Source organism: Pseudomonas sp. Irchel s3h14 (assembly GCF_900187425.1).
GTDB lineage: Bacteria > Pseudomonadota > Gammaproteobacteria > Pseudomonadales > Pseudomonadaceae > Aquipseudomonas.
In genome coordinates, this window is the sequence record NZ_FYDJ01000008.1 from 72,280 (window position 1) to 99,239 (window position 26,960).

The following is a 26,960-nucleotide window of genomic DNA, read 5'->3' on the forward strand; positions in this document are numbered from 1 at the left end:
CCCTTGGGCTCAGGTGCGCTCGGCCCAGGCCGCGCTGCTGAAAAATTTCATAGTGACCGCATGGATGCTGCCATCGGTGATCCATGGGTTCAAATGGGCATAGATCTGCTGCTGACGCTTCACCGGGCTCAACGCCGCCAGTTCATCGCTAATCACGTTCAGCTGAAAGTTGCAGCCTTCGCCCTCGACTTCTACTAGGGTTCCGGGCAGCTTTCCTTCAAGGAAGCTCTTCACTTCTACGGCCTGCATGCTCAACCTCAATCGGCGCCCTGTGCGCGCGGGTCGGACATCATACAAAAAAGCCCCGCGCCTGCGAACCCCGCGAAGCAGGACTCTGACGGGGGGCTTCTTCATAGATGCGGTTAGGGATGCGCCAACAGCTCGGTCATTTCGCTGACCTGAGCGATTTCGCGCATGTCTTCTGGCATCCCGCGGATGCTCAGCGCCTTGCCGGCCGCCTCTGCATCGCGCATGAAGCACAGCAGCAGCGACAAGCCGACACTGCTGGACTTCAACACTGCCGAGCAATCGACCACCAGTGCAGCGGCCTTGCTGGAGTTGATCAGCGCCTGCCCCTGCTTGCGCAAACCGGGGCCCGTGCGGTAATCCAGCATGCCACTAAGCGTCAGCTCGCCGGATTCGCTCATGCGAATGGCCGAAACACTCATTGAGCTTGCGTCTCGGGGGTTTGCTTCTGACTGGCTTCCTTGGCTTTGGCGACTTCCCCGGCCCAACCATTGATGGTCTTGTCCAGATCGTTGCCATTGCGCTGCATCGCATCAGCGAACTGATCACGGAACAGCTTGCCGATGTTAATGCCGTTGATGATCACGTTGCGCAGTTTCCACTCGCCATTGATCTTTTCGAGTGTGTAAGACACAGGATAGATCGCGCCGTTGCTGCCCTTGACCGTCATGGCGACGCTTGTACGGTCTCCCGACTCATCCTTGGCAGGGTCGACGACGATCCCCTGATTGTTGTACTCGAGCAAAGCGTTGCCATAGAACTGGAACAGACCTTTTTTGAAGTTTTCTTCAAAGGTCTTCATTTGCGCAGGTGTGGCTTTGCGCGAGTATTTGACCGTCATGATGCTCTTGGAAATGCCCTCGGCATCCACAACAGGTCCGACGATGGTGTTCAGCGCCGTATAAAAGTCTTGCGGGTCTTGCTTGTACTTCTCTTTATTGGCCGACAGATCGGCAAGTAACCGATTGGTGGTGTCTTGCACGATATCGTGCGCTGAGGGCGCTGCCACGGCGTTAGCCATCAACGGCAGGGCCGCGAGTAATACCAACAGGCCACGTCGCAAGTTAGAGATCATTCAAAAGCTCCTCATTTGGCGTCTTTACTAACGGTATTGAGCAGAAATTTACCGATCAGGTCTTCGAGTACCAGCGACGACTGCGTGTCGTGGATGGTTCCACCATCCTTGAGCAAGCCTTCTTCGCCGCCCACGCTGAGACCGATGTACTTCTCGCCCAACAGGCCAGCGGTCAGGATAGATGCAGTGGAGTCAGTCGGCAGGTTATCTACGCGTTTTTCCAGCTGCATGGTCACTCGACCGGTGAAACTGTCGCGATCCAGATCGATCGCCGTGACCTTGCCGATGGTCACACCGGCCATGGTCACTTTAGCTCTGACAGTCAAACCGGCGATATTGTCGAAATACGCATAAAGTTTATAAGTGTCGGTGGTTGCGCTCGGGGACAGGCCACTCACCCGCAACGCCAGCAACAGCAAAGCCAGGATGCCAGCCAGCAAGAAAAGGCCGACACCGATTTCCAGGGTGCGGTTTTGCATCAGAAATCTCCAAACATCAAGGCGGTCAGAATAAAGTCCAGGCCGAGTACAGCCAAAGAGGCATACACCACGGTCTTGGTAGTGGCACGACTGATCCCCTCGGAAGTGGGCTCGCAGTCATAGCCTTGGAATACGGCGATCCAGGTCACGACAAAAGCGAAAACAATGCTTTTGATGATGCCGTTGAGCACATCGTCTGCAAAGGTCACGCTGTTCTGCATGTTGGACCAGTAGGAACCTTCATAGACACCCAGCCAGTCGACAGCCACCCACGAACCACCCCAGATGCCCACCACGCTGAAAATCATCGCCAGCACCGGCAGGGAAATGAAGCCGGCCCACAGGCGCGGGGCAATGATGTACTTGAGCGGGTCGACACCAATCATTTCCAGACTGGACAACTGCTCGGTGGACTTCATGTTGCCGATTTCGGCAGTCAATGCCGAACCGGCGCGCCCGGCGAACAGCAATGCCGTGACCACGGGCCCCAGTTCGCGCAACAGCGTTAGCGCAACCATCTGGCCGACCGCCTGCTCCGAACCATAGCTGGATAGAATATTGAAACCTTGCAGCGCCAGCACCATGCCGATGAATACCCCGGAGACCACGATGATCACCAGGGACATTACGCCCACCGAATGCAGCTGCTTGATCAGCAAGCCAAAACCGCCACCAATGCCGCCACGGCCAAGCAAGGCATGAAACAGGAATATTGCCGAACGACCGAACACCCCCAGCACGTCAATGCCAGAGTGGCCGAACCGGCGAACCCGTTCTATCAGTGAAATCTTGCGCATCAACGCTTCCCCAGAAGATCTGCGCGGTAATCCGTCGCTGGAAAGTGATAGGCGACCGGACCGTCAGGCTCGCCTGTCATGAATTGACGGATGCGTGGTTCCTGCGAGTTCATCAGTTCCTCGGGAGTGCCCTGCCCCAACACCTGGCCTTCGCCGACGACATAGATGTAATCGGCGATGCTCGCGGTCTCGGCCAGGTCGTGGGAGACCACGATACTGGTGATGCCCAGCGCATCGTTGAGCAGGCGGATCAGGCGCACCAGCACACCCATGGCGATGGGGTCCTGGCCGACAAAGGGCTCGTCATACATGAGGATTTGCGGATCGAGGGCAATCGCCCGGGCCAGAGCGACACGACGTTTCATGCCGCCGGACAACTCGTCAGGCATCAGGTCGATGGCGCCACGCAAGCCCACTGCCTGCAATTTGAGCAGGACAATGTCCCGGATCATTTCTTCCGGCAGTTCGGTATGAACGCGTAGCGGAAAGGCGACGTTCTCGAACACATCGAGATCGGTGAACAGTGCACCACTCTGAAACAGCACGCCCATGTGCTTTCGCGCATCGAACAGATCACTGCGCGACAGTTTCGGCAGGTTCTGTCCATTGACCCAGACTTCGCCTTTGGTGGGCCGCAACTGTGCGCCCATCAACCGCAACAGCGTAGTCTTGCCACACCCGGAAGGCCCCATGATGCCGGTGACCTTGCCGCGCGGGATACGTATATCGACGTTATTGAAAATGCTGCGCGTTCCGCGCTTGAAGGTCAGTCCCTTCAGCTCGACCGCGTAGGCTTTATCGGCACTCATCTAAACTCCTTGCGATGCAGCCTCTCACTCGGACGCCTGACTTTCTGGCGAAAGTACATACCTCCCGGGCAGGCCGAACTGGCGGCGAACTATATCACTGCAAAGGCCTAGCGCCCAAGGCCCAAGCCGGGCCATGTTCAGTAACATGACAGGGTAAAAGCTTCTATTTAGGGGTATTCGGTAACAGGGAATGACAAAGCGCGACGAACTTGCGTGAGGGTTTCGATCATTACCGTTATAATCGCCGCCTTTTCATCAGGCTATACGATTTCTGACATGAGCCAATCCAGCGACCTGATTCAATCAGCACAACGCACCATCCGCCTCGAACTGGAAGCCGTACAAGGCTTGTTGCCCCGTATCGACGCAGATTTCGTACGCGCTTGCGAGATGATTCTGGCCAGCAAAGGGCGCGTGGTCGTGGTCGGCATGGGCAAATCGGGGCACATCGGCAACAAGATCGCCGCCACCCTGGCCAGCACCGGCACCACGGCTTTTTTCGTGCACCCGGCCGAAGCCAGCCACGGCGACATGGGCATGATCACCCGCGACGACATCATCCTGGCGCTGTCGAACTCCGGCTCCACCAATGAAATCGTCACCCTGCTGCCGCTGATCAAACGCCTGGGCATTCAATTGATCAGCATGACCGGCAACCCTGATTCACCGCTGGCGAAGGCTGCCGAGGTCAACCTTAACGTGCACGTCGAGCACGAAGCCTGTCCGCTCAACCTGGCACCGACCTCGTCGACCACTGCCGCGCTGGTCATGGGCGACGCCCTGGCCGTTGCGCTGCTGGAAGCCCGCGGTTTTACCGCTGAAGATTTCGCCTTTTCCCACCCCGGCGGCGCGCTTGGCCGACGCCTGCTGCTGAAAGTGGAAACCGTCATGCACGCCGGCGCAGAACTGCCCCAGGTGCAACGTGGCACGCTACTCAAGGACGCCTTGATGGAAATGACCCGCAAGGGTCTGGGCATGACCGCTATAGTGGAGGCCGACGGCAAACTGGCCGGGATCTTCACCGACGGCGACTTGCGCCGCACCCTTGACCGGACCATCGACATCCACCATACGACCATCGACGAGGTCATGACCGTCCACGGCAAGACCGCCCGGGCCGATATGCTGGCAGCCGAAGCCCTGAAAATCATGGAAGACCATCGAATCAACGCACTGGTAGTGGTGGACAAGGAGGACCGTCCGATCGGCGCCTTCAACCTGTCCGACCTGCTGCGTGCAGGAGTAATGTAATGAGCACCGACCTGCTGCAACGCGGCAAGAACATCAAACTGGCGGTTTTTGACGTCGATGGCGTACTGACCGACGGACGCCTGTACTTCCTCGAAGACGGCAGCGAATTCAAGACGTTCAACACCCTCGACGGCCAAGGCATCAAGATGTTGATGGCAGCCGGCGTGCAGACCGCTATCATCAGCGGCCGCAAGACCCCGGTGGTCGAACGACGAGCGAAGAACCTCGGTATTCCACACGTGTACCAGGGGCGCGAAGACAAACTGGTGGTGCTCGACGAGCTTCTTGCCCAACTCAACCTAAGCTATGAGCAAGTCGCCTATCTCGGCGACGACCTGCCGGACCTGCCGGTGATTCGCCGCGTCGGCCTGGGCATGGCGGTGGCAAACGCTGCCAGTTTCGTCCGTGAACACGCCCACGGCATCACCCAGGCCCGCGGTGGCGAGGGTGCCGCCCGCGAATTCTGCGAATTGATCCTGCGCGCCCAGGGCCGCCTCGATGCGGCTAACGCCGCGTACCTGTGAGCCAACTATGCTGAGCAAAAAGATTCGCAAATTCCTGGTGTTCGGTTGCATCGCAGCGATATTCGCGGCGGTCGGTTACTGGAACATCAGCCCGGAACGCTTCCTCGATCAGCCGGTGGCAAAGATCGATGAAACCGCGATCGACTATTACGCGATCAACGCCCACAGCGTGCAATACCTGCCGGACGGCAAACTGCAATACGAAATGACGTCCGACAAGGTTGAACACCTGAAAGCCACCGAAGTGACGCTGTTGACCAATCCCGACCTGAACCTGTTTCGCGGCACCGAGTTTCCGTGGCATGTCCAGAGCGAGCACGGCGAAGTGAATCCCGACGGCACTCAGGTCGAACTGATTGACTCGGTGCGCATCACGCGCTTCGACGAGAAAAACCGCAAGACCCTGATTACCACCACCCGCATGACAGTGTTCCCGCAGCAGCAATATGCGCAGACCGAGCAACCCGTTAGAATCGACGGCGCTGGTGGTGTGTCGACTGGCAAGGGAATGAAAGCGTATTTGAAAGAAAGCAGGATACACCTGCTATCTAACGTAAGAGGACAGTATGAGGCTCGTTAAAACCCTCCCTATTTTGCTCGGTCTGAGCGCAGCACTGGGAAGCGTGAGCGCCTGGGCTCTGCCGAACGATCAAGAGCAGCCTATCCGTATCCAGGCCGACGACGCCCAACTGGACGACAAGAATGGTGTTGCCACCTATAAAGGTGACGTGATCATTACCCAGGGCTCGATGATTGTTAAAGGCAATACTGTGACCATCACCCGCACCCCGGCCGGCGACATCGACGTGGTGACTTCGGTGGGCAATCTGGCCTACTTCGAGCAGATGCAGACGGCTGGCGACACCAAGCCTGTTCAGGGCTACGGAGTGACCATCCAGTACCACGCCTCGCAAAACCGCGTCGTATTGATCGATCGCGCCAAAGTCATCGACAAGGACAACAACGTCACCCAAGGCGAGAAAATCGTCTACGACACGGTCAAAAAGCTTGCGAGCGCCGGTCGCGCTACGGGCAACAAGGTCACCGAGTCGCGTCCGCGCATCGACATGGTGATCCAGCCGAAGCCGAAAACCGACGAGAAAAAGGCCCAGTAATGGCAACTCTGAAAGCTCAGCATCTGGCCAAGAGCTACAAGAGCCGCCAGGTCGTGCGTGACGTCAGCCTGTCGATCGACAGCGGTCAGATCGTCGGCCTGCTGGGTCCCAACGGCGCCGGCAAGACCACCTGCTTTTACATGATTGTCGGTCTGGTACAAGCCGATCAGGGCCGCGTACTGATTGACGACCTGGATGTCAGCCACCAGCCTATGCACGGTCGTGCGAAGGCCGGTATCGGCTATCTTCCGCAGGAAGCATCGATCTTCCGTAAACTCTCGGTGGCCGACAACATCATGGCGATCCTCGAGACCCGCAAGGAACTCGACAAGGCCGATCGTCGCAAAGAGCTGGAAAGCCTGCTGCAGGAATTCCACATCAGCCACATCCGCGACAACCTCGGGATGAGCCTGTCCGGTGGTGAACGCCGCCGTGTGGAAATCGCCCGGGCACTGGCTACCAACCCGAAATTCATCCTGCTCGACGAACCGTTCGCCGGCGTGGACCCGATTTCGGTGGGCGATATCAAACAGATCATCTATCACCTCAAGGCCAAGGGCATTGGCGTGCTGATCACTGACCACAACGTCCGTGAAACCCTGGATATCTGCGAAACCGCCTACATCGTCAACGATGGCCAGCTGATCGCCGAAGGTGACTCTGCCACCATCCTGGCCAACGACCTGGTCAAGGAAGTGTATCTGGGCCATGAGTTCCGCCTGTAAGCACTGAGGTGTCTGGCTGGTTGCCCGGGCGCTTGTCTCGATAAAAAATCAACATTTTTTTATTGTTACAGCGCTCTAGGCAAACGCTGCAGTTTCGGGCATATAATTTGCTTATGTTTGGCGCTCCGGCGCCCTGTAGTGGATGGCGCATGTGCGCCGGCGAATAAGGTGTTAAGCCCCTGCCATGAAACCATCGCTAGTCTTGAGAATGGGCCAGCAGCTGACGATGACACCGCAGCTGCAACAGGCCATCCGCCTGCTCCAATTGTCGACCCTGGACCTGCAACAGGAAATCCAGGAGGCCCTGGAGTCCAATCCGATGCTCGAACGCCAGGAAGAAGGCGACGACTTCGATAACGCCGACCCCTTGGCCGACAAAGCCGAACAGCAACCTAACGTCGACATTCAGGAACCCTCCTACCAGGAAACCGCCCCGACGGTTGATAACCTTGAGGAAGGTGACTGGAACGAGCGCATCCCCAACGAACTGCCCGTCGATACCGCGTGGGAAGACGTCTACCAGACCAGCGCCAGCAGCCTGCCGAGCAACGATGATGACGAGTGGGACTTCACCACCCGGACATCGGCCGGCGAAAGCCTGCAAAGCCACCTGCTGTGGCAACTGAATCTGGCACCGATGTCCGACACTGATCGCCTGATCGCCGTGACCCTGATCGACTGCATCAACAATCAGGGCTACCTGGACGAAACCCTCGAGGAGATTCTCGAAGCCTTCGACCCGGAACTGGACATCGAACTGGACGAAATCGAAGCCGTCCTGCACCGCATCCAGCAATTCGAACCCGCTGGCATCGGCGCCCGCAACCTGGGCGAATGCCTGCTGCTGCAATTGCGCCAGTTGACCGCCAAGACGCCTTGGCTGGTCGAGGCCAAACGCCTGGTCACCGATTACATCGACCTGCTCGGCAGCCGCGATTACAACCAGCTGATGCGTCGCATGAAGCTCAAGGAAGACGAACTGCGCCAAGTGATTGAACTGGTGCAGAGCCTCAACCCGCGCCCAGGCTCGCAAATCGAGTCCAGCGAAGCCGAATACGTCGTTCCCGACGTGATCGTACGCAAGGACAACGAGCGCTGGCTGGTGGAGCTGAACCAGGAATCCGTGCCACGACTGCGGGTCAACGCTCAATACGCCGGTTTCGTGCGCCGCGCCGACACCAGCGCCGACAACACCTTCATGCGCAATCAGTTGCAAGAGGCCCGCTGGTTCATCAAGAGCCTGCAAAGCCGCAACGAAACCCTGATGAAAGTAGCCACTCAGATCGTCGAGCATCAGCGCGGTTTTCTTGAATACGGCGACGAAGCCATGAAACCGCTGGTCCTGCATGACATCGCCGAAGCGGTGGGCATGCACGAGTCGACGATTTCACGGGTGACCACGCAGAAATTCATGCATACCCCCCGGGGCATATATGAACTGAAATACTTTTTCTCCAGCCACGTCAGCACCTCCGAGGGCGGTGAATGCTCGTCCACGGCGATCCGCGCGATCATCAAAAAACTGGTTGCCGCGGAAAATCAGAAAAAGCCGTTGAGTGACAGCAAGATCGCTGGTTTACTGGAGGCACAAGGCATTCAGGTGGCTCGCCGCACCGTCGCCAAGTACCGCGAATCCCTCGGGATCGCGCCTTCGAGCGAACGTAAGCGGTTGATGTAGAGCCACGCCACAGCGTTCCAGTGGCAGGCATTTCTGCCTGCCGCTTTATGCACTGGCAACGAAGGAGAAGCTGTATGCAAGTCAACATCAGTGGACACCAACTGGAAGTGACCGAACCTCTTCGCACCTACATCGGCGAAAAACTCGAACGATTAGAGAGGCATTTCGACAAGATCACCAATGTGCAAGTCACGATGACGGTCGAAAAGCTCAAGCAGAAAATCGAAGCCACGCTGCATATTCCCGGCAATGAAGTGGTCGCAAACGCGGAGCATACCGATATGTACGCGGCGATCGACGCACTGACCGACAAGCTGGATAAACAACTCAAAAAGCATAAGGAAAAGACCCAAAGCCTCCTCCAGGGCGCGACCGGTCGTTAACACTCCCAACCCATGATCCGACTTGAAAGCATCCTGACCCCCGGCCGTTCCCTCGTGAACGTGCCGGGCGGCAGTAAAAAGAAAGCCCTCGAGCAAATTGCCAACCTTATCCACAAAGAAGTGCCGGATCTGGAGATGCAAGATGTCTTCGAGGCTCTGATTGCCCGTGAAAAACTCGGTTCAACCGGTTTTGGCAACGGCATTGCCATTCCCCACTGCCGCCTGAAGGGCTGTACCTCGCCCATCAGCGCCCTGATGCACCTTGATGCACCCATTGATTTCGACGCCATCGACGGTGCCCCGGTTGACCTGCTGTTCGTTCTGCTGGTCCCGGAAGCCGCTACCGATGCGCACCTGGAGTTACTGCGCCAGATCGCCAGCATGCTCGACCGCAAGGAAGTGCGCGAAAAACTGCGCAGCGCCCCGAGCAATGAAGCCTTGTATCAGGTTGTCCTGGACGAGCAAAACGGTCATTAATCATGCGCTTGATCATCGTCAGTGGCCGCTCCGGCTCAGGTAAAAGTACCGCACTCGATGTTCTCGAGGACAACGGCTACTACTGCATCGACAACCTGCCCGCCGGCCTGCTGCCGGAACTGGCCGAACGCGCGTTGATTCACACTGAGCTGGCGCAACCGCTAGTTGCCGTATCCATCGATGCGCGTAACTTGCCGAGTCATTTGTCGCGGTTTCCCGAACTGCTGGAAGAAGTGCGCAGCCGGCATATCCAGTGTGATGTGCTTTATCTGGACGCCGACGAAGAAACCTTGCTCAAACGTTTCTCGGAAACCCGCCGTCGTCACCCGCTAAGCAATGCCAATCGCTCGCTGGCCGAGGCCATCAACGATGAGACCGCCCTGCTCGGCCCCATTGCCGACCTCGCCGATCTCAAAGTAAACACCACCAACCTGAACCTGTATCAGCTGCGAGATACCATCAAGCTGCGCCTGCTGAACCAGCCGGAACCCGGTACGGCGTTCCTGGTGGAGTCTTTCGGCTTCAAGCGTGGCATGCCGGTGGACGCTGATCTGGTGTTCGACGTGCGCTGCCTGCCGAACCCTTACTGGAAGCCGGAGTTGCGCGATCAATCCGGGCTCGACCAACCGGTTGCCGAGTACCTGGCGGCACAGCCGGACGTCGAAGAGATGTTCCAGGACATCTCCACCTACTTGCTCAAGTGGCTACCACGCTTTGCCGCCAGCAACCGCGCTTATGTCACCATTGCCATTGGCTGCACCGGCGGCCATCACCGCTCCGTCTACCTGACCGAACGTCTGGGCCAGGCCCTGCAAAAATCCCTGAAGAACGTCCAGGTTCGCCACCGCGACCTCAGCTAAAGGATTCACACCGCGATGCCTGCTCTGGAAATTGAAATCATCAACAAGCTGGGCCTGCATGCCCGCGCTTCTGCAAAATTCGTTGGCGTCGCCGGTGAGTTCAAGGATTGCACGATCAGAGTAGGACGCACGCCGGAATCCACGGTCGACGGAAAAAGCATCATGGCAATGATGATGCTCGCTGCGGGCAAGGGCACCAAAATCCACCTGAGTACCGAAGGTGAACAGGCTGATGAGGCGCTGCAGGCATTGGTGAATTTGATCAATGACTACTTCGGCGAAGGCGAATAACGCCTCGCCCTGTAGCAGCTGCCGAAGGCTTCGTTCGGTTCGGGCCGCGTTCGGACGTAGCAGTCGTAAAACCTGCTCACGCGGTCTACCTGACATACCGCGGAGCCCAATTTTACGACTGCTGCGCAGCCGAACGCAGGCTTCGCCAGCTGCTACAAAGTCCGTGCTCAGCCGTTAAGCCAACGCCGTATCCATCACCATCATCAAGCAAAACCCGATCAGCAACCCAAGGCTTGCAAGCTTGTCGTGACCATTGCGGCGCGACTCGGGGATGACTTCATGGGTGACCACCAGCAACATTGCCCCGGCCGCCAGTGCCAACCCCAAGGGCAACAACAATTCGGCCAAGCTCACTAGCCAGGCACACAACAACGCGAAGACCGGCTCGACCAGACCTGACGCAGCACCCATCAGGAACGCCTTGACCCGCGACATCCCTGCCCCGGCCAGTACCAACGCGATCACCAGACCTTCCGGTACATCCTGCAAGGCGATGCCCATGGCCAGGCTATCGGCGTCGGGCATGCCACCCCCCGCCGACACACCGACCGCCATGCCTTCAGGGATGTTGTGGGCAATAATCGCAAACACAAACAACCAGATTCGCGGCGGGATGACCGGTCGCTCCAGCGTGCCTACGAGCATTTCCGGCGACGCACCCGACACCTTGCGATCAACCAGGAACAATCCAAACGCACCCAGCATGATGCCGAAACTGATCAGTCCGCTGGCCGCCCAAGGCGTCAGCCCCAGGTTTTCAGCGGCAGAGATCCCCGGAACGATCAACGAAAACGCTGTCGCCGCGAGCATCACCCCGGCCCCGAAGCCGAGCAGCGTATCGCTGACCGTTTGGGGCATCCGTCGAATCACCAGCACGGGCACCGCGCCCAAGGCAGTGCCCAAAGCGCAGATCGCCCCGCCTTGCAGCGCGCGCAGCAGTTTCGGCTCGAGGTCCAGCCACGCCAAGCCTTGGGCAACCAATAACGTCATGCCTGCCAGCAGTAACAGCGATCCGAATGCGTAACGAAACATTCGTCCACTTCCGATCGCCAGTGTTTCAGTGCCCATAGCCAGCCTTGGATTGTTTTTGCAGAAGTCTTAAACCAGTGCAGCCTGATAGCGCGTAGCGACTTCAGGCCAATTGATCACGCTGTAGAACGCGTTGATGTATTCCGGGCGGCGGTTCTGGTATTGCAGGTAATACGCGTGCTCCCAGACATCCAGGCCGAGGATTGGCGTATTGCCGTTCATCAATGGACTGTCCTGATTACCGCTGCTTTCAACGACCAGCGTCTTTTGCGGCGTCACACTGAGCCACGCCCAGCCGCTGCCGAAACGAGTCAGCGCGGCTTTGGTGAAGGCTTCCTTGAAACTGCTCAGGCCGCCCAGCTGCTCATCGATCGCCTCAGCCAAAGAGCCTTCAGGATTGCCGCCGCCGTTGGGCGCCATCACTTCCCAGAACAGCGAATGGTTGGCATGCCCGCCGCCCTGATTGATCACCGCTGCGCGCAGCTTCTCCGGCAGTTGCTTGACAGCTGACACCAGTTTCTCCACCGGCCACTCGGCAAACTCGGTGCCCTCCACCGCAGCGTTGAGGTTGTTGATGTAAGTCTGGTGGTGCTTGGTGTAGTGGATTTCCATGGTCTGCGCATCGATGTGCGGTTCCAGGGCGTCGTAGGCGTAGGGCAAGGCAGGCAAGGTAAAAGCCATTTCAATGAACTCCATGATGTAGGGGCGCAGGCGAGGCGGCATCGATGTGCAGCAGACGATGGGTGCGCGGATATTCGCCGTGTTCGCTGATGAAATTCAGCAGCTCGACGTAGGTCTTGCTGCTCTGGCGCAACGCTGCTTCACGCAGGGCGGGCGCCAGTCGTGGGTCCTGCATGGTCTGCAACAACCGCTGATGGATGGCGCACAGGTACTCGGCGCTCTCCTCCGGCTGGTTCAGACGCAAATGCAGATCCGCCAGGTTGTGGTGGGAAATCACGCAGGCCGCCACCGCTTCGTCGGCATCCGCCCAGCGCTCGAACAACACCTGGGCCAGGGCCAATGCCTGCAAGTAAGCCTCGCGGGCATCAACGTATTCGCCCAGCATGAAACAACGATTTGCCCGTTCGATCGTGCGTTTCCAGTGTTCCATGGTGAGCCTCCAAAGCGGTTGCGGTGGTTACACGCCGCCTGCGGTGAGTTTTTCCGGGTCCAGCAAGACCTCAAGCTGGCTGCGTGTCAGGTCGGTATGTTCCAGAGCGACATCGATCACCGGACGACCCTGTTGATAGGCCTTCTTGGCGATCTCCGCGGCTTTTTGGTAACCAATGATCGGGTTGAGTGCGGTGACCAGGATCGGGTTACGCGACAGCGCTTCCTTCAGCCTGGCTTCGTTCACCTTGAAGCTGGCGATGGCCTTTTCACCCAGCAGATGGCTGGAGTTGGCCAGCAACTCGATGCTGCTCAGCAGGTTCTGGGCGATGATCGGCAGCATCACATTCAGCTCGAAATTGCCCGACTGACCGGCGATGGTGATGACCGTGTCATTGCCGATGACCTGAGCGGCGACCATGGCGGTCGCTTCCGGGATCACCGGGTTGACCTTGCCAGGCATGATCGAAGAACCCGGCTGCAAAGCTTCGAGCTCGATTTCACCAAGACCGGCCAGCGGGCCGGAGTTCATCCAGCGCAGGTCGTTGGCGATTTTCATCAGCGAAACGGCCGTGGCCTTGAGCTGGCCGGAAACACTGACCGCAGTGTCCTGAGAGCCGATCAGCGCAAACAGATCCTCGCCCGGCTTGAATTGCACTTGGGTCAGCTTGCTCAGTTGCTCACTGAAACGCGCTGCGAATTGCGGATGAGCGTTGATTCCGGTGCCCACTGCCGTGCCGCCCTGAGCCAGGGATTGCAGGCTCGGCAGCAGATCCTGCAGATGATCGATGTTGGCCTTGAGCTGCTGCGCCCAACCGTTGAGCACCTGGCTCATGCGTACCGGCATGGCGTCCATCAAGTGAGTGCGACCGGTTTTGACGTGGTGATGAACCTCTTCGGCCTTGCGCTCGATCACCTGAACCAGACGCACCAGCGCCGGCAACAATTGCTCGTGCAACGCCAACGCAGCACTGACGTGGAGGGTGGTCGGGATAATGTCGTTGCTGCTTTGGCCGCAATTGACGTGATCGTTGGGGTTCACCGGCTCTCCGAGCAGGCGGCTGGCCAGGGTGGCGATCACTTCGTTGGCGTTCATGTTCGAACTGGTACCGGAACCGGTCTGGAAGATATCCACCGGAAAATGCTGCATGAAGTCGCTTTGGAGCAGACCCAGCGCCGCATCGACAATGGCTGTGCCCTGGGATTCGCTGATTTGCTTGAGCTCGACGTTGGCTCGGGCAGCGGCGGCCTTGGCCAGGATCAGCGCGCGAATGAACTGCACGGGCATCGGCTTGCCGCTGATGGGGAAGTTATCCACCGCACGTTGGGTTTGCGCGCCATAGAGCGCATCCACTGGGACCTGAAGTTCGCCCATGCTGTCGCGTTCAATGCGTGTCTTGGTCATCTGTAAATCCTTGCACCAGTTCTATGAGAGGAATCGAGGGCTGCAACTCGCAGGTCGCCAGTTGCCAGGTGTAGCTTTGCCAGCGCTTGAGGCGGCATTTGCACAGAGAGAGGCGTTCCAGATCGCGCAACGGCCGCCAGGCCTGGTCCAGACAAAAGGTGCGCCAGTGCCAGGGCAGCGCGACATCGGCGGCGGTGTCGAGCAACAGACGGAAAGAAGTTTCGGCAATGGTCCAGGGAGAGGTTGCCGTGCAGCAGGCGAGATACCGACCTTCGGCCAGGTAATGTTCGATCAGGCGAGGCTCATCAGGGTCCATCGCGCAACGGATCTGGCGACTCATCCAGCGCCAGCTTTCGAGGTAAGGCTGCTCGTGCAAGGCAGAACTCATGATCCGGGCTCATTCGGTAATGAGATTTATTATTAGATGATAATGAGAACCAAAACAACCCCGAGAAAATCAGCACACAAAAAAGGCGCGTCACCCAACGATGGGTGACGCGCCTTTTTGCGTAACGGGTAAGCGTTAGCTGCCAGCTACCGTCATCCGCTCGATCAGCACCGAACCTGTACGAATGTTGCTGCGCAGTTCCAGGTCATTACCGACCGCAACGATCTGTTTGAACATGTCACGCATGTTGCCGGCGATGGTCACTTCCTGAACCGCAAACTGGATTTCGCCATTCTCGACCCAGTAACCCGCCGCGCCACGGGAGTAATCGCCCGTAACCATGTTCAGGCCCTGGCCCATCAATTCAGTCACCAGCAGGCCGCGGCCCATGCGGCGCAGCAAGGCTGCCTGGTCTTCATCGCCATGGGTGACGAACAGGTTGTGCACTCCACCAGCATTGGCGGTGCTCGGCATCCCGAGTTTACGGCCCGAGTACGTGCCGAGAATGTACGAGACCAACTCGCCTTTTTCGACGAACGGTTTGGCGTAAGTTGCCAGACCATCGCCATCGAACGCCGAACTGCCCAGCGCGCGCATCAGGTGCGGACGCTCATCGATGGTCAGCCATTCCGGGAACAGTTTCTGCCCCAGCGTGCCTTCAAGGAACGAGGATTTGCGATACAGACTGCCGCCGGAAATTGCCGAGAGGAAACTGCCGAACAAACCACCGGCCAGTTCCGCGGAAAACAGCACCGGCACTTCGCAGGTCGGCACCGGGCGCGCGCCCAGACGGCTCGCCGCCCGTTGCGCGGCACGTTGGCCGATGCTCTCCGGAGAGGCCAGCAAATTGCCCTGACGGTTCACGTCATACCAGTAATCGCGCTGCATCTGGCCGTCGGCCTCGGCGATCATCACGCAGCTCAGGCTGTGCCGGGTCGACGCGTAACCGCCGATAAAACCGTGGCTGTTGCCGTAAACACGGCAGCCCTGATGGGTGCTGAGGGTGGTGCCGTCGGCGTTCTTGATCCGGCTGTCGGTGGCAAACGCCGCCGCTTCACAGGCCAGGGCCTGCTCGATGGCTTGCTCCGGGGTGATGTCCCATTCGTGGAACAGGTCGAAGTCCTGCAGATCCTTGGCCATCAGCGCCGCATCCGCCAGGCCCGAAGCTTCGTCTTCGGAGGTGTGTTTGGCGATGGCCAGCGCCGCAGCGACGGTTTCGCGAATCGCCTCCGGACCGCTGGCGGACGTGCTGGCCGAGCCCTTGCGCTGGCCAACGTACAAGGTGATGCCGAAGCCCTGATCGCGGTTGAATTCGACGGTTTCGACTTCACGCTGACGCACCGAGGTCGACAGGCCCTGCTCCAGGGACACCGCCACTTCACAGGCACTGGCACCCTGGCGCTTGGCTTCAGCGATGATCTGCTCGACTTGTTCTTGCAGTGCCGGCAACGCTTGTGGGCCGACGCTTTCAACTGCACTCATGCTGTTCTCCACTCAAATTCTGCTTTCGGCTGGGGCCTTCGAGCGACCGGGCCGGACAAGCGGCCCCCGACTGGTTATCATGGCGGCGTTTCTTTGCGGACGGCCACCATGGTTGATTCTTACGACGACTCCCTCGATACGGGAGAAAAAAGCAAATCCCAGGTTAAACGCGAGCTTCATGCTCTGGTTGACCTTGGCGAGCGCCTTACAACGCTCAAGCCTGACTTGCTGGCAAAACTGCCGTTGACCGACGCCATGCGTCGGGCCCTGGCCGATGCGCCCAAGCACACCGCGAATATCGCGCGTAAACGGCACCTTATGTTCATCGGCAAACTGATGCGCGATCAGGACACTGACGCCATTCTGACTCTGCTCGATCAACTCGATGCCTCCACTCGGCAGTACAACGAACGTTTCCATGGCCTGGAACGCTGGCGCGATCGCTTGATCGCGGGCGACGATGCGGTCCTGGAGAAATTCGTGGTCGACTTCCCGGAGGCTGATCGTCAGCAATTGCGCTCCCTGATCCGTCAGGCCCAGCACGAACTGGCGACCAACAAGCCACCGGCATCGAGCCGTAAAATCTTCAAGTACATCCGTGAGCTGGACGAGACTCAACGCGGTTTGCGTTAAGTCCCTTCTCGGGTGAGCCGCTACGCGGTTCACCCAAAGCTTCACTTTTTCAAGAACCCCTCAAGATCCTGTGCCACCCACAGTGATCGCATCGATTTTCAGCGTTGGCTGGCCGACACCCACCGGCACCGACTGCCCATCCTTGCCACACGTCCCCACGCCGCTGTCCAGCGCCAGATCGTTACCGACCATCGACACCTTGCTCATGGCTTCCGGCCCGTTGCCGATCAACGTCGCGCCTTTGACCGGGGCAGTGATTTTGCCGTCTTCGATCAGGTACGCCTCGCTGGTGGAGAACACGAATTTGCCGCTGGTGATGTCCACCTGACCGCCGCCGAGGTTGGCGCAGTAGATGCCTCGCTTCACCGAGGCGATGATTTCTGCCGGGTCACTTTCGCCTGCCAGCATGTAGGTGTTGGTCATGCGCGGCATTGGCAGGTGCGCATAGGATTCGCGACGACCGTTACCGGTACGGGCCACGCCCATCAGACGGGCGTTGAGTTTGTCCTGCATGTAGCCTTTGAGTACGCCGTTTTCGATCAGCGTCGTGCACTCGGTCGGGGTGCCTTCATCATCGACGCTCAGGGAACCGCGACGCCCGGCCAGTGTGCCGTCATCGACGATGGTGCAGAGCTTGGACGCAACCATCTCGCCCATGCGCCCGCTATAGGCGGAACTGCCCTTGCGGTTGAAGTCGCCTTCCAGACCGTGGCCGACCGCTTCGTGCAGCAACACACCGGACCAGCCCGAGCCCAATACCACCGGCAACGTACCGGCCGGCGCAGGAATGGCTTCCAGATTCACCAACGCCTGACGCAGCGCTTCACGGGCGTAGCTCATGGCGCGGTCATCGCTGAGGAAATAACGGTAATCGGTACGACCGCCACCGCCATGACCGCCGCGCTCACGGCGACCGTTCTGCTCGACGATCACGCTGACGTTAAAGCGCACCAATGGCCGTACATCGGCGGCCAGGCCGCCGTCGGTGGAAGCCACGAGGATTCGCTCCCAGACGCCAGCCATGCTCACGGTGACTTGCTGGATACGCGTGTCGAGGGCGCGAGTCGCGACGTCGATGCGTTTGAGCAGTTCGACCTTCTCGGCACGGGTCATCACTTCGAGCGGGTTGTCCGGCCCGTACAACTGGGCGACATCCTGGGTCGTGAACGCTTGCACTGTGCCGTTCTGACCGGCGCGGGAGATCGAACGCGCCGCACGGGCTGCGGCGCCGAGGGCTTCGAGGGTAATGGCATTGCTGTAGGCAAAACCGGTTTTCTCACCCGATTGCGCGCGCACACCGACACCTTGGTCGAGATTGAAGCTGCCTTCCTTGACGATCCCGTCCTCCAGCGCCCAGGACTCGGAAATCTGCCCCTGGAAATACAGGTCGGCAGCATCGATACCGGGGCCGGCCAGATCGCCGAGCACACCTTGCAGGCTCTCGATTGTTACGCCGCCGGGCGCCAGGAGGTGTTCACTGACTGAGGACAACAACTCGCTCATATGCTTTACGCCTTAAATTCATCGTTCTGAGGCAGGTCGCCGGGCGCCCTGCGAGAAAAAGCGCCGGTGACTGGACACCGGCATCCGCGCCCTGATGGACGCCTGTTCGCTGCTATCGCGTTCGGCCAGCAGCACGGCCTCGCCTTGATCCTGTTGCGCCAGCACACGCCCCCATGGGTCGATAATCGCGGAATGGCCATAGGTCTCCCGCGGCCCCGGATGCGTCCCACCCTGGGCAGCCGCGAGCACATAACATTGAGTTTCGATGGCCCGCGCACGAATCAATACATCCCAATGCGCCGCGCCGGTCACCGCGGTAAAGGCCGACGGCGCGGTAATCAATTCGGCCCCGGCAGCGCGTAATTCACTGTACAGCTCCGGGAAGCGCAGGTCGTAACACACCGTCAGCCCGACTCGACCGACGGGCGTGTCCGCCACGACTACCCCACTGCCATAAGCATAGTCATCGGATTCGCGATAACGCCCGCGATTGTCCGCCACATCGACGTCGAAAAGGTGCAACTTGTCATACCGTGCAACGGTTTCGCCGCGGTCATCCACCAGCAGCGAGCAGGCATGCACTTTGGCCGTCGGTTGATCCACCGGCGGCAACGGCAACGTGCCGGCCACTATCCATAACTTGAGGTCGCGGGCGGTCTGTTTCAACCATGGCAGGATCGGGCCTTCGCCCATTGCCTCGGCGCGGCCGATGTCGGCAATGTCGCGACGGCCCATGGCGGCGAAGTTTTCCGGCAGTACGGCAAGCTGCGCACCACTGGCCGCCGCTTGCTCGAGCAGCCGACGGGCCTGGGCCAGATTGGCCAGCACATCGCTCTGGCTGACCATTTGAATCACCGCTACAGACATGGCCTTTCCCTAATCTGGAATCAACACATACAGGGGACTTACGGTCATGCTACTCCATCGGCCCGAGACGTGGCTTTTCAAAAAGAAAGTCAAAACGGCTTGTCGTAGGTGATTTTCGGCTCTTTCCACGGCCCCTTGACGGTGTATTGGACGCTGGCGAAACGCGACACACGGTCACCGATCAGCTTGTCGATCAGGAACAGCGCGCCGCCGATAGCCGGTGCACCGACGATCAGCGCGGCAATCGGCAGGTTGTTGGTCACTGGCAAAGTCACCAGCAACTTGGCGTCGATCTGGTCACCCACCAGGTTCAGAGTGCCGTTGAGCTCAACATTGCTCGACGGGCCGGTCATCCGGATCGGCTCCTTGGTCACGTAAACGCCGTTGGTCGCGACCAACAAACCCTTGACCCGGTCATAACTCAAGCCTTTGCCGAACAGGTCGGAGAAGTCCAGACGCAGCCGGCGGCCGATGGAGTTGAAGTTCAGCAAGCCAAACACTCGCAACGCTTGGGCGCTGCCCTCAACTTCAACAAACTGGCCTTTACTCAGCGAAGCATCGAGGGTTCCAGAGAAGCGCTTGCTGGCCAGCCAGGCCGGCGAACCGGGCCAGCTACCATCGACATCCATATGAAAATCTTCGCTGGTGACACTCGGCGCAAAGCCCCAGCCTTTCAGCACATCGGCGAGGTTCTTGCCACTGATCCGGCCCTTGTACCAACTGCTGCTGGAACCGGGCGTGCCTTCCCAACCGCCGCTGCCCTGCAGAAGAATGCCCTTGAGGCCCAGATCCAGCGTATTAAACGCAATGCCCTTGGCGATCGGACGGACTTTCAGATACCAGGCTCCGACGAGGTCTTTGCCCTGGAACAGCTGATTGATGGTGATATCCAGTGCCGGGATCTTTGTCGGATCCACCGAGGCCAGCGGATCTGGCGAGTTTTCGTCGGCCAGTACCGTCGGGTCTGGCGCCGGCAAACGCACGTATTGCAGATTGATCGCAATTGGCGCGGCTTTCGCATCGGGGATGCTGGCACCGCCCTTGACCTGCTGACTGTCGAGTTGCAGGGCCCACGCGGCAGGTTTTCGATTCAACTGTACGGAAGCCTGATCGAGCGTAGTGCCGACACCGCTGAGCTTGCCAATCTTGAAATCCGCACCGCTGAGCAACTGTTTGGCGTTGCCGCCCGGATCCTGGCCGGCGTACTTGTCTACCAGGTCTTTCCAGGGGCGGACATCCAGTTCCGACAGCACACCGCGCACCCGCAGGCCTTTGGCGCCGGGTAGCACGGCATTACCGCCCCCCAGGAACAACTCGCCACGACCGTCGGCAAAATTGCCGGGCGGTGCCGCAAACGTGAAGTTAGCCAGCTCACCGTAATTGACCCAGTAACGCCGCTCCGCCCCCTGCAGGGTCATGCGGAACGTGGTGTCACGGCCGACGTCGGCCGCCATGCCGAACGGCGCCGGTAAATCGATTGTTACGCCCTTGAGGTTAGAGCTGACCATCAATTGACTGTCGGCCCCATCAAGGTTCAGTTGCAGCTGATAAGGGATCACACCGGACACTGGCAACGGCTGAGTAACACTCAGCCAGTCAGTCAGTTTCTTGACCTCGACCTGGCCGGAGCCGACGACGCGAGTCTTGAGGTTGCCGGGGCTGCCATCGGCGAAAATCTGTGCGGTAACCGGTTTATCAAAGGCGCGCGCGGTGATGTTTTGCCCGCTCAAACCCTTGGTGCTGTCGAAACGAAAATCGCCCTTGAGCTGAGTCAGCTCCAGGGTTGGCTCGGCCATTTTCAAACGGGCCTTGGCGGTCTTGAAGTCGACGAGGATCTTCGGCTGCTCGCCTTTGACCAATGGAATGTCCAGCTTCAGTTTGCCCCGCAGATCGCCCTCGCCTTCCCAACCGGCAAAGGTGGCTGCGGTGCCGATCGGCGCTTCCTGGAGAATCTTCAGGCCATCGCCCAACCCGCCGGCGAATCCGCCGTCGAGGAACAGATGGACGTTTTGCCCCGCTGGCGCACGGGGAATATTGACGTAAATGTCGCTGACCTGGGTATTGAGCAACTGCCCCTTGCTGGCCAGGATCCGCACACCGCTGTCTTCAACAAACACGTCACCCGTGACTTTGCTGACATGTGGCCAGCCTGGCTGAAAGGCCAGTTCGGCATCGTGAACCTTGAAGAACAGGCTGATGCTGCGGGCAGTCTCGGCGGCACCGTGGTTCAGCGACCCCTGGTACTGGAAGAAGCCTTCGTCCACCGCACCTTTGAGAATTGCCGTACGCAGCCATTCATCCAGCCCCGGGCTGAGCAGTGTAGGCAAGTACTTGGCGGTGTAACGACCGTCGCCGTCCACCAGACCAACCCGCAGGTCCATGTAGTCTTCCTGGGTGTGGTCGAAATGCAGGCGGATCAGGAAGTCGCCGGCAATCTTGCCCTCCTCGCCCAGCACCTTCAGGTACGGCGCGATCAAGGTGAAGGCTTCTTTATCGAGTTTCCAGGTCAGTCGGGCATTGGCCTGAATGTACTGCCATGGCTTGGCGAAGATCGGGTCCAGGTGCAGGGAAAAATCCTTGCTGTCCATGCGCAGCTCGCCACCGCCTAGATCTCCGCTGATGCTGCCACTGACATTTCGAGCCGCCGGAGCACCGTGATAGGCATCGAAGCCGACCCGATCCAGATTGGCGGCAAAGCTGAACTTGCTGTCGTCGGTAGCATTGGGCCGGAAGTCGATCAGCACGTTGCGCAGGCCACCGGTCACTTTGAGTCGCTCGACGGCCGTAGCGACGCCTTCGGGCAGCGGCCCCAACGCATTCAGTATCGGAGTGATCGGGGTAAGATCGAGGCGGTCGGCTTGCAGATGCCAAAGCTCTTCAGTCTTGTCGGTCGCCGCGTTTTGTTTGAATTGCAGATGCGATTCCCAACGGGTCTCGCCAAGGCTCATGGCCAGTGAATCCAGAGTTACCAGTACGCCTTCGGAGCTGCGCTGGAAATAGCCATTGAGCGCAAGATTGTTGATCTGGATCGGCTTGCGCTCGGCGTACGCGCCCTTGAGTTGCGGCGCGTTCAAGCGAATCGCAGCACTTTGCAGGGCGCCCTTGTTCCAGTTCACCCAAAGCTCGCCGCCGGCCTTGAACTCGGAAAAATTCCATTGTTGGGTCACGCGCTCAGGCAACCATTTCGACCAGTCGCTTTGCGGCAGGCTCAAATACGCGTCGGCCTCGCCGTCTTTCCATTCGCTGGCGCGCAGACGGGTACGCAGACTGATGGCCACCGGTTGTCCGTCGGGCAGGGTCAAACGGGCGTCGAGTCGCTGGCGGGAGACGCCGGTTTTCAGATTCAGACCGACGTAAGTCAGGGTCAGCGGCTGCTCTTGCAGTGGCTGCAAAGTGACTTGGCTATCGAGTACCGACAGTTGCTGAACCATCTGCATGCGATTGAGCAATTGCTCAGGATCCAGCGGCTGATCCTGCTGCACCGGCAAACCTTCCAGCGCCCAATGGCCGTCCTCGCCTTCCTTGAGGCTGATCTTCAGGCCGCTGAGTTCCAGGTGAGCGATGCGCACTTCACGAGCCATCAAGCTGGCCCACAGATCCGGCACCGCGCGCACCTGATCCAGACGCAGGGCATTGGCGCCCTCGCCGACCATCACGTCGTGAGCCAGCATAATCGGAGCAAAGCCGCTCCAGTTACCTTCCAGTTCGCCGATGTTCAGCGGCATGCCCAAGGCAGCGCTGGCTTTGGCTTCGACTTCGGCACGGTACTCGGCCACCAGCGGCGTCAGCTCTCGGCCGAGGCTGACGTATAACGCCATCAACACCAATACCAACGCACATAGCCCCAGACCCCAGCGGGTCAGTGCGGCCAAAATGCGTGTCAGACGTTCCATGTCAGTTGGCTCCCATGGCAAAAATACTGCAAAAAGCTGAGGCCAGCCGTTCTAACAGGGTTGAAATACAGCGATTCAGAGCAGCACCACGTCGTATTGTTCCTGGGAATACATGGTTTCCACCTGGAACCGGATGGTGCGTCCGATAAAACCTTCGAGCTCGGCGACATTGCCCGATTCTTCATCGAGCAAACGGTCGACCACTTTCTGGTTTGCCAATACACGATAGCCTTCCGCCTGATAGGCGCGAGCTTCTCGGAGGATTTCGCGGAAAATCTCGTAGCAAACGGTTTCCGGCGTCTTGAGCTTGCCGCGGCCCTGGCAGCTGCTGCACGGCTCGCACAGCACTTGTTCGAGACTTTCACGGGTGCGCTTGCGAGTCATCTGCACCAGGCCCAACTCGGTGATGCCGATGATGTTGGTCTTGGCGTGATCGCGTTCCAGTTGCTTCTCGAGCGTGCGCAGCACCTGACGCTGGTGCTCTTCATCTTCCATGTCGATGAAGTCGATGATGATGATCCCGCCCAGGTTGCGCAGGCGCAGCTGACGAGCGATGGCGGTCGCGGCTTCGAGGTTGGTCTTGAAGATGGTTTCTTCGAGGTTGCGATGACCGACGAACGCCCCGGTGTTGACGTCGATGGTGCTCATGGCTTCCGCCGGATCGACCACCAGGTAACCGCCGGACTTCAGCGGGACTTTGCGCTCCAGCGCTTTCTGGATTTCGTCTTCGACGCCGTACAGGTCGAAGATCGGCCGTTCGCCAGGGTAATGCTCAAGACGATCGGCGATTTCCGGCATCAGTTCGGCGACGAACTGCGTGGTTTTCTGGAAGGTTTCCCGGGAGTCGATGCGGATCTTCTCGATCTTCGGACTCACCAGATCACGCAAGGTGCGCAGCGCCAGGCCGAGGTCTTCGTAGATCACACTCGGCGCGCTGATGGTTTTGATCTGCTCGTTGATCTGATCCCAGAGACGACGCAGGTAGCGGATGTCCATGAGGATTTCATCGGCACCGGCACCTTCGGCAGCGGTACGCAGGATGAAACCACCGGCCTCTTGGATGCCTTCTTTGGCCACGCAATCGGTGACCACTTGCTTGAGTCGTTCGCGCTCGGCTTCGTCTTCGATCTTCAACGAAATGCCGACGTGTGCCGTGCGCGGCATGTACACCAGATAACGCGATGGGATCGACAACTGAGTCGTCAGGCGTGCGCCTTTAGAGCCGATCGGGTCCTTGGTGACTTGCACCACCAGGCTCTGACCCTCGTGAACCAGAGCGCTGATGCTCTCGACCGCAGGGCCTTCGCGCAGGGAAATTTCCGAGGCATGAATGAATGCGGCGCGGTCCAGTCCGATGTCGACGAATGCCGCCTGCATGCCGGGCAATACCCGCACGACCTTGCCTTTATAGATGTTGCCGACGATCCCGCGCTTTTGCGTGCGCTCGACGTGGACCTCTTGCAGAACACCGTTTTCAACCACCGCCACGCGCGATTCCATCGGCGTGATGTTGATCAGGATCTCTTCACTCATGGCAGGGTCTCGTTCAGGCATGTTCACGATAATGGCCGCATCTTGTCAGTACGACGCTCAACGCGCGTTAAGGGTTTGCCAACAGGGTATGCCGAAATGGCCAAGCAGCTCAGCGGTTTCGCACAGAGGTAACCCGACCACCGCCGAGTAACTGCCATTGAGCCCGGCGACAAACACCGCGCCGAGCCCTTGAATGCCGTAGCCGCCGGCCTTGTCTTGCGGCTCGCCGCTGGCCCAGTAAGCCACCGCTTCATCACGACCGATGTTGCGAAAACGCACCAGACTGCGCACCACCCGAGACTCGCAACGCTCACCCTCTCGCACCGCGATCGCTGTCAGGACTTCATGTTCACACCCGGACAACATCATAAGCATGGCGCACGCCTCGGCTTCATCAACCGGCTTGCCGAGAATTTTTCCGTCCAGCACCACGGCGGTGTCGGCGCCCAGCACGCAAAAATCTGCGTCGGACACGACAGTCCCGCGCCCGGCCTCGGCTTTGCCGCGCGCCAGGCGCTCAACATAGGCCGATGGGGATTCATCTTCTAAAGGGGTTTCATCGATGTCCGCGCTGATGGCGGAGAACGGCACGCCGATCTGCGTGAGCAGTTCACGCCGACGCGGCGAGCCTGAGGCGAGGTACAGCTGTTTCATCAAGACATCTCCCTTGTCGAGGTGCGGGCAAATGCCTGACCGAATTAATTGATTTTGTAGCGTCGACGCAAACCGCGCAAACCGTAGCTGATCCATGGCCAGAGCAATGCGCTGACCAATGCCGGCAAGACCAGCGCCAGCGTCGGCTGACGATTGCCGGTCAGGGCGCTGAGCCATAGTTGAACAAGCTGCGCGAGGCCGAAGATCACCAGGATCACCAGGCTCTGTTGCCACATCGGGAACATGCGCAGGCGTTGTTGCAACGCCAGCACCAGGTATGTGATCAGCGTCAGGATCAACGCGTTCTGACCCAGCAGCGTGCCATAGAGCACGTCTTCGGCCAGGCCCAGGCACCAGGCGGTGACCATCCCGACTTTCTGCGGCATGGCTAACGCCCAGAATGCCAGCAGCAAGGCCAGCCACAGTGGACGGAGGATTTCCATGAATTGCGGCAGCGGCGAAACGCTGAGCAGCATGCCGATGGCGAACGTCAGCCAGACCATCCAGCCGTTTCGGGAGGCAGTAGCACCAACCATTATTCTCGTCCCCCAGTGGTAGCCGGCGCAGAGACAGGCGGTTTGGCAGCAGGCTTCACGGCAGCGGGCGGCTTGCTGGCGGCAGGTTTCACAGCAGCAGGATGAGTTGCCGCAGGTTTGGGCGGGGTTGTGGCAGCAGGGGCAGCTGGGGCAGTCGTCGGCGCAACCGGCGTCACTGGCGCAGCAACAGCAGCCGGGACGATGGCAGGTTTCGGCACGGTCGCTGGAATGATCGGTCCACCACCGTGCTGGTCCAAAGCCTCTTGAGCCTGGGCAGCTTCGTTGGCGCGCTCTTCGGCTGTGCGGCCGTCGGTGAACACCAGCAGCAGGTAACGGCTGCGGTTCAAGGCGGCGGTCGGTACGGCACGCACAATAGCGAACGGCTGACCGGAATCGTGAATCACTTCCTTGACCGTCGCCACCGGGTAACCCGCCGGGAACCGCTGACCCAGACCGGAGCTGACCAGCAGATCGCCTTCTTTAATGTCGGCGGTATCGGCCACGTGACGCAGCTCCAGGCGTTCCGGGTTACCGGTGCCGCTGGCAATCGCCCGCAGACCGTTGCGGTTCACCTGCACCGGAATGCTGTGAGTGGTGTCGGTCAGCAACAGCACACGAGAGGTGTACGGCATCAACTCGACCACCTGCCCCATCAGGCCGCGGGCATCGAGCACCGGCTGACCGAGGACCACACCGTCGCGCTCACCTTTATTGATGATGATGCGATGGGTGAAGGGATTGGGGTCCATGCCGATCAGCTCGGCCACTTCGACCTTCTCGTTGACCAGCGCGGAGGAGTTGAGCAACTCGCGCAGCCGAACGTTCTGCTCGGTGAGGGCGGCAAGCTTTTGCATGCGCCCCTGCAACAGCAGGTTTTCGGTTTTGAGTTTTTCGTTTTCGGCGACGAGCTCGGTACGGCTGCCAAATTGGCTGGCCACACCCTGCCATAGCCGCTGTGGCAGGTCGGTGATCCAGTAAGACTGCATCAGCACCAGCGACATTTGGCTACGCACTGGCTTGAGCAGTGTGAAGCGGGCATCGACCACCATCAGCGCGACCGATAGCACGACCAGCACCAACAAGCGCACGCCCAGTGAAGGCCCTTTGGTGAAAAGCGGTTTAATAAGCCGCTCCTCCCAGGCAAATGTTCTCTTTATTCATACGGCATCAAACCGGCCTGGATGCAGACTGACAGAAGATAAACGCCAACAGGCAGC

30 protein-coding genes are annotated in these 26,960 nt (G+C 59.3%); 11 read left to right on the plus strand and 19 right to left on the minus strand.

Features of this window, described 5'->3' with window-relative positions:
* Nucleotides 1-9: 9 nt before the first annotated feature.
* The 6 genes from CKW16_RS17290 to CKW16_RS17315 form a co-directional block, all read right to left on the minus strand.
* Nucleotides 10-249 (minus strand): BolA family protein, encoded by a 240-nt coding sequence (locus CKW16_RS17290; protein ID WP_007912386.1) that lies wholly within the window; start codon nucleotides 247-249, stop codon nucleotides 10-12.
* 113 nt (nucleotides 250-362) lie between these two features.
* Entirely contained in the window at nucleotides 363-668 is a 306-nt protein-coding gene (locus tag CKW16_RS17295) for a lipid asymmetry maintenance protein MlaB (RefSeq protein WP_095129442.1), read from the minus strand.
* Nucleotides 665-1,321 (minus strand): phospholipid-binding protein MlaC, encoded by a 657-nt coding sequence (locus CKW16_RS17300; protein WP_095129443.1) that lies wholly within the window; start codon nucleotides 1,319-1,321, stop codon nucleotides 665-667. Before CKW16_RS17300 ends, CKW16_RS17295 begins: the two co-directional genes overlap by 4 nt.
* Before the next feature lie 11 nt (nucleotides 1,322-1,332).
* Complete coding sequence (gene mlaD / locus CKW16_RS17305) at nucleotides 1,333-1,800, minus strand: outer membrane lipid asymmetry maintenance protein MlaD (RefSeq protein WP_046045861.1); 468 nt, start codon at nucleotides 1,798-1,800, stop codon at nucleotides 1,333-1,335.
* The gene (gene mlaE, locus CKW16_RS17310; RefSeq protein ID WP_008150745.1) at nucleotides 1,800-2,597 is read right to left on the minus strand and encodes a lipid asymmetry maintenance ABC transporter permease subunit MlaE; all 798 of its coding nucleotides are present in this window, start codon (nucleotides 2,595-2,597) and stop codon (nucleotides 1,800-1,802) included. Before mlaE ends, mlaD begins: the two co-directional genes overlap by 1 nt.
* The gene (locus CKW16_RS17315) at nucleotides 2,597-3,406 is read right to left on the minus strand and encodes an ATP-binding cassette domain-containing protein (RefSeq protein WP_046045860.1); all 810 of its coding nucleotides are present in this window, start codon (nucleotides 3,404-3,406) and stop codon (nucleotides 2,597-2,599) included. Before CKW16_RS17315 ends, mlaE begins: the two co-directional genes overlap by 1 nt.
* A gap of 276 nt (nucleotides 3,407-3,682) precedes the next feature.
* Between CKW16_RS17315 and CKW16_RS17320 the strand changes: the two genes are divergently transcribed.
* The 10 genes from CKW16_RS17320 to CKW16_RS17365 all read left to right on the plus strand — a co-directional run bounded on the left by CKW16_RS17320 (nucleotide 3,683) and on the right by CKW16_RS17365 (nucleotide 10,710).
* Nucleotides 3,683-4,657, plus strand: a complete 975-nt coding sequence (locus CKW16_RS17320) for a KpsF/GutQ family sugar-phosphate isomerase (protein WP_008150750.1) — start codon at nucleotides 3,683-3,685, stop codon at nucleotides 4,655-4,657.
* The gene (locus tag CKW16_RS17325) at nucleotides 4,657-5,181 is read left to right on the plus strand and encodes an HAD family hydrolase (RefSeq protein ID WP_033057989.1); all 525 of its coding nucleotides are present in this window, start codon (nucleotides 4,657-4,659) and stop codon (nucleotides 5,179-5,181) included. Before CKW16_RS17320 ends, CKW16_RS17325 begins: the two co-directional genes overlap by 1 nt.
* 7 nt (nucleotides 5,182-5,188) lie before the next feature.
* Nucleotides 5,189-5,761, plus strand: a complete 573-nt coding sequence (lptC, locus tag CKW16_RS17330; RefSeq protein ID WP_095129444.1) for an LPS export ABC transporter periplasmic protein LptC — start codon at nucleotides 5,189-5,191, stop codon at nucleotides 5,759-5,761.
* Complete coding sequence (gene lptA / locus CKW16_RS17335) at nucleotides 5,748-6,296, plus strand: lipopolysaccharide transport periplasmic protein LptA (RefSeq protein WP_095129445.1); 549 nt, start codon at nucleotides 5,748-5,750, stop codon at nucleotides 6,294-6,296. The genes lptC and lptA overlap by 14 nt, the downstream gene beginning before the upstream one ends.
* Nucleotides 6,296-7,021: an LPS export ABC transporter ATP-binding protein gene (lptB, locus tag CKW16_RS17340; RefSeq protein ID WP_017336541.1), complete on the plus strand. Its 726-nt coding sequence runs from the start codon at nucleotides 6,296-6,298 to the stop codon at nucleotides 7,019-7,021. The genes lptA and lptB overlap by 1 nt, the downstream gene beginning before the upstream one ends.
* 184 nt (nucleotides 7,022-7,205) lie before the next feature.
* On the plus strand, nucleotides 7,206-8,699 hold the full coding sequence (locus tag CKW16_RS17345; protein ID WP_095129446.1) for an RNA polymerase factor sigma-54: 1,494 nt from the start codon (nucleotides 7,206-7,208) through the stop codon (nucleotides 8,697-8,699).
* 74 nt (nucleotides 8,700-8,773) lie between these two features.
* On the plus strand, nucleotides 8,774-9,082 hold the full coding sequence (gene hpf / locus CKW16_RS17350; RefSeq protein WP_007941242.1) for a ribosome hibernation-promoting factor, HPF/YfiA family: 309 nt from the start codon (nucleotides 8,774-8,776) through the stop codon (nucleotides 9,080-9,082).
* 12 nt (nucleotides 9,083-9,094) lie between these two features.
* The gene (ptsN, locus tag CKW16_RS17355) at nucleotides 9,095-9,559 is read left to right on the plus strand and encodes a PTS IIA-like nitrogen regulatory protein PtsN (RefSeq protein ID WP_056742951.1); all 465 of its coding nucleotides are present in this window, start codon (nucleotides 9,095-9,097) and stop codon (nucleotides 9,557-9,559) included.
* A gap of 2 nt (nucleotides 9,560-9,561) precedes the next feature.
* A complete protein-coding gene (rapZ, locus tag CKW16_RS17360) occupies nucleotides 9,562-10,419 on the plus strand; it encodes an RNase adapter RapZ (protein ID WP_033058000.1) in 858 nt (285 codons plus the stop codon).
* Nucleotides 10,420-10,434: 15 nt separating this feature from the next.
* Nucleotides 10,435-10,710 carry an HPr family phosphocarrier protein gene (locus CKW16_RS17365; protein WP_033058002.1) on the plus strand — a complete coding sequence of 92 codons (276 nt, stop codon included), beginning with the start codon at nucleotides 10,435-10,437 and terminating at the stop codon, nucleotides 10,708-10,710.
* Nucleotides 10,711-10,884: 174 nt separating this feature from the next.
* Here CKW16_RS17365 and CKW16_RS17370 read toward each other — a convergent pair whose 3' ends face one another.
* From CKW16_RS17370 to pmbA, 6 genes are all read right to left on the minus strand, one after another.
* Nucleotides 10,885-11,778: a ZIP family metal transporter gene (locus CKW16_RS17370; RefSeq protein WP_095129447.1), complete on the minus strand. Its 894-nt coding sequence runs from the start codon at nucleotides 11,776-11,778 to the stop codon at nucleotides 10,885-10,887.
* A 30-nt stretch (nucleotides 11,779-11,808) separates the two neighbouring features.
* Complete coding sequence (locus tag CKW16_RS17375; RefSeq protein ID WP_095129448.1) at nucleotides 11,809-12,420, minus strand: superoxide dismutase; 612 nt, start codon at nucleotides 12,418-12,420, stop codon at nucleotides 11,809-11,811.
* Between the two features lies 1 nt (nucleotide 12,421).
* Entirely contained in the window at nucleotides 12,422-12,850 is a 429-nt protein-coding gene (locus CKW16_RS17380) for a hypothetical protein (protein ID WP_056742946.1), read from the minus strand.
* Between the two features lie 27 nt (nucleotides 12,851-12,877).
* On the minus strand, nucleotides 12,878-14,254 hold the full coding sequence (locus CKW16_RS17385; protein ID WP_095129449.1) for an aspartate ammonia-lyase: 1,377 nt from the start codon (nucleotides 14,252-14,254) through the stop codon (nucleotides 12,878-12,880).
* The gene (locus CKW16_RS17390; RefSeq protein ID WP_095129450.1) at nucleotides 14,235-14,642 is read right to left on the minus strand and encodes a FagA protein; all 408 of its coding nucleotides are present in this window, start codon (nucleotides 14,640-14,642) and stop codon (nucleotides 14,235-14,237) included. Before CKW16_RS17390 ends, CKW16_RS17385 begins: the two co-directional genes overlap by 20 nt.
* 135 nt (nucleotides 14,643-14,777) lie before the next feature.
* On the minus strand, nucleotides 14,778-16,124 hold the full coding sequence (gene pmbA, locus CKW16_RS17395; RefSeq protein ID WP_008148871.1) for a metalloprotease PmbA: 1,347 nt from the start codon (nucleotides 16,122-16,124) through the stop codon (nucleotides 14,778-14,780).
* Nucleotides 16,125-16,232: 108 nt separating this feature from the next.
* Here pmbA and yjgA point away from each other — a divergent pair, with 108 nt between their 5' ends.
* Nucleotides 16,233-16,757 (plus strand): ribosome biogenesis factor YjgA, encoded by a 525-nt coding sequence (gene yjgA, locus CKW16_RS17400; protein WP_074873785.1) that lies wholly within the window; start codon nucleotides 16,233-16,235, stop codon nucleotides 16,755-16,757.
* A 60-nt stretch (nucleotides 16,758-16,817) separates the two neighbouring features.
* On the opposite strand, the gene tldD is transcribed toward yjgA, so the two are convergent.
* The 7 genes from tldD to mreC all read right to left on the minus strand — a co-directional run bounded on the left by tldD (nucleotide 16,818) and on the right by mreC (nucleotide 26,867).
* On the minus strand, nucleotides 16,818-18,260 hold the full coding sequence (gene tldD, locus CKW16_RS17405) for a metalloprotease TldD (RefSeq protein WP_095129451.1): 1,443 nt from the start codon (nucleotides 18,258-18,260) through the stop codon (nucleotides 16,818-16,820).
* 18 nt (nucleotides 18,261-18,278) lie between these two features.
* Nucleotides 18,279-19,127, minus strand: coding sequence for a carbon-nitrogen hydrolase family protein (locus CKW16_RS17410; RefSeq protein ID WP_095129452.1), 849 nt, complete (start codon nucleotides 19,125-19,127; stop codon nucleotides 18,279-18,281).
* An 89-nt stretch (nucleotides 19,128-19,216) separates the two neighbouring features.
* Complete coding sequence (locus tag CKW16_RS17415; RefSeq protein WP_095129453.1) at nucleotides 19,217-23,020, minus strand: YhdP family protein; 3,804 nt, start codon at nucleotides 23,018-23,020, stop codon at nucleotides 19,217-19,219.
* A 75-nt stretch (nucleotides 23,021-23,095) separates the two neighbouring features.
* Nucleotides 23,096-24,553: a ribonuclease G gene (gene rng, locus CKW16_RS17420; RefSeq protein ID WP_033058026.1), complete on the minus strand. Its 1,458-nt coding sequence runs from the start codon at nucleotides 24,551-24,553 to the stop codon at nucleotides 23,096-23,098.
* 57 nt (nucleotides 24,554-24,610) lie between these two features.
* A complete protein-coding gene (locus CKW16_RS17425; RefSeq protein ID WP_095129454.1) occupies nucleotides 24,611-25,207 on the minus strand; it encodes a nucleoside triphosphate pyrophosphatase in 597 nt (198 codons plus the stop codon).
* A 44-nt stretch (nucleotides 25,208-25,251) separates the two neighbouring features.
* Nucleotides 25,252-25,743, minus strand: a complete 492-nt coding sequence (gene mreD / locus CKW16_RS17430) for a rod shape-determining protein MreD (protein WP_008148886.1) — start codon at nucleotides 25,741-25,743, stop codon at nucleotides 25,252-25,254.
* A complete protein-coding gene (gene mreC, locus CKW16_RS17435) occupies nucleotides 25,743-26,867 on the minus strand; it encodes a rod shape-determining protein MreC (RefSeq protein WP_095129455.1) in 1,125 nt (374 codons plus the stop codon). The genes mreD and mreC overlap by 1 nt, the downstream gene beginning before the upstream one ends.
* Nucleotides 26,868-26,960 lie beyond the last annotated feature (93 nt).

Bases quoted from the DNA above. Each gene is read 5' to 3' on its own strand.
- CKW16_RS17290 (WP_007912386.1), bottom strand. From the start codon at position 249: ATGCAGGCCGTAGAAGTGAAGAGCTTCCTTGAAGGAAAGCTGCCCGGA.
- CKW16_RS17295 (WP_095129442.1), bottom strand. From the start codon at position 668: ATGAGTGTTTCGGCCATTCGCATGAGCGAATCCGGCGAGCTGACGCTT.
- CKW16_RS17300 (WP_095129443.1), bottom strand. From the start codon at position 1,321: ATGATCTCTAACTTGCGACGTGGCCTGTTGGTATTACTCGCGGCCCTG.
- mlaD (WP_046045861.1), bottom strand. From the start codon at position 1,800: ATGCAAAACCGCACCCTGGAAATCGGTGTCGGCCTTTTCTTGCTGGCT.
- mlaE (WP_008150745.1), bottom strand. From the start codon at position 2,597: ATGCGCAAGATTTCACTGATAGAACGGGTTCGCCGGTTCGGCCACTCT.
- CKW16_RS17315 (WP_046045860.1), bottom strand. From the start codon at position 3,406: ATGAGTGCCGATAAAGCCTACGCGGTCGAGCTGAAGGGACTGACCTTC.
- CKW16_RS17320 (WP_008150750.1), top strand. From the start codon at position 3,683: ATGAGCCAATCCAGCGACCTGATTCAATCAGCACAACGCACCATCCGC.
- CKW16_RS17325 (WP_033057989.1), top strand. From the start codon at position 4,657: ATGAGCACCGACCTGCTGCAACGCGGCAAGAACATCAAACTGGCGGTT.
- lptC (WP_095129444.1), top strand. From the start codon at position 5,189: ATGCTGAGCAAAAAGATTCGCAAATTCCTGGTGTTCGGTTGCATCGCA.
- lptA (WP_095129445.1), top strand. From the start codon at position 5,748: ATGAGGCTCGTTAAAACCCTCCCTATTTTGCTCGGTCTGAGCGCAGCA.
- lptB (WP_017336541.1), top strand. From the start codon at position 6,296: ATGGCAACTCTGAAAGCTCAGCATCTGGCCAAGAGCTACAAGAGCCGC.
- CKW16_RS17345 (WP_095129446.1), top strand. From the start codon at position 7,206: ATGAAACCATCGCTAGTCTTGAGAATGGGCCAGCAGCTGACGATGACA.
- hpf (WP_007941242.1), top strand. From the start codon at position 8,774: ATGCAAGTCAACATCAGTGGACACCAACTGGAAGTGACCGAACCTCTT.
- ptsN (WP_056742951.1), top strand. From the start codon at position 9,095: ATGATCCGACTTGAAAGCATCCTGACCCCCGGCCGTTCCCTCGTGAAC.
- rapZ (WP_033058000.1), top strand. From the start codon at position 9,562: ATGCGCTTGATCATCGTCAGTGGCCGCTCCGGCTCAGGTAAAAGTACC.
- CKW16_RS17365 (WP_033058002.1), top strand. From the start codon at position 10,435: ATGCCTGCTCTGGAAATTGAAATCATCAACAAGCTGGGCCTGCATGCC.
- CKW16_RS17370 (WP_095129447.1), bottom strand. From the start codon at position 11,778: ATGGGCACTGAAACACTGGCGATCGGAAGTGGACGAATGTTTCGTTAC.
- CKW16_RS17375 (WP_095129448.1), bottom strand. From the start codon at position 12,420: ATGGCTTTTACCTTGCCTGCCTTGCCCTACGCCTACGACGCCCTGGAA.
- CKW16_RS17380 (WP_056742946.1), bottom strand. From the start codon at position 12,850: ATGGAACACTGGAAACGCACGATCGAACGGGCAAATCGTTGTTTCATG.
- CKW16_RS17385 (WP_095129449.1), bottom strand. From the start codon at position 14,254: ATGACCAAGACACGCATTGAACGCGACAGCATGGGCGAACTTCAGGTC.
- CKW16_RS17390 (WP_095129450.1), bottom strand. From the start codon at position 14,642: ATGAGTTCTGCCTTGCACGAGCAGCCTTACCTCGAAAGCTGGCGCTGG.
- pmbA (WP_008148871.1), bottom strand. From the start codon at position 16,124: ATGAGTGCAGTTGAAAGCGTCGGCCCACAAGCGTTGCCGGCACTGCAA.
- yjgA (WP_074873785.1), top strand. From the start codon at position 16,233: ATGGTTGATTCTTACGACGACTCCCTCGATACGGGAGAAAAAAGCAAA.
- tldD (WP_095129451.1), bottom strand. From the start codon at position 18,260: ATGAGCGAGTTGTTGTCCTCAGTCAGTGAACACCTCCTGGCGCCCGGC.
- CKW16_RS17410 (WP_095129452.1), bottom strand. From the start codon at position 19,127: ATGTCTGTAGCGGTGATTCAAATGGTCAGCCAGAGCGATGTGCTGGCC.
- CKW16_RS17415 (WP_095129453.1), bottom strand. From the start codon at position 23,020: ATGGAACGTCTGACACGCATTTTGGCCGCACTGACCCGCTGGGGTCTG.
- rng (WP_033058026.1), bottom strand. From the start codon at position 24,553: ATGAGTGAAGAGATCCTGATCAACATCACGCCGATGGAATCGCGCGTG.
- CKW16_RS17425 (WP_095129454.1), bottom strand. From the start codon at position 25,207: ATGAAACAGCTGTACCTCGCCTCAGGCTCGCCGCGTCGGCGTGAACTG.
- mreD (WP_008148886.1), bottom strand. From the start codon at position 25,743: ATGGTTGGTGCTACTGCCTCCCGAAACGGCTGGATGGTCTGGCTGACG.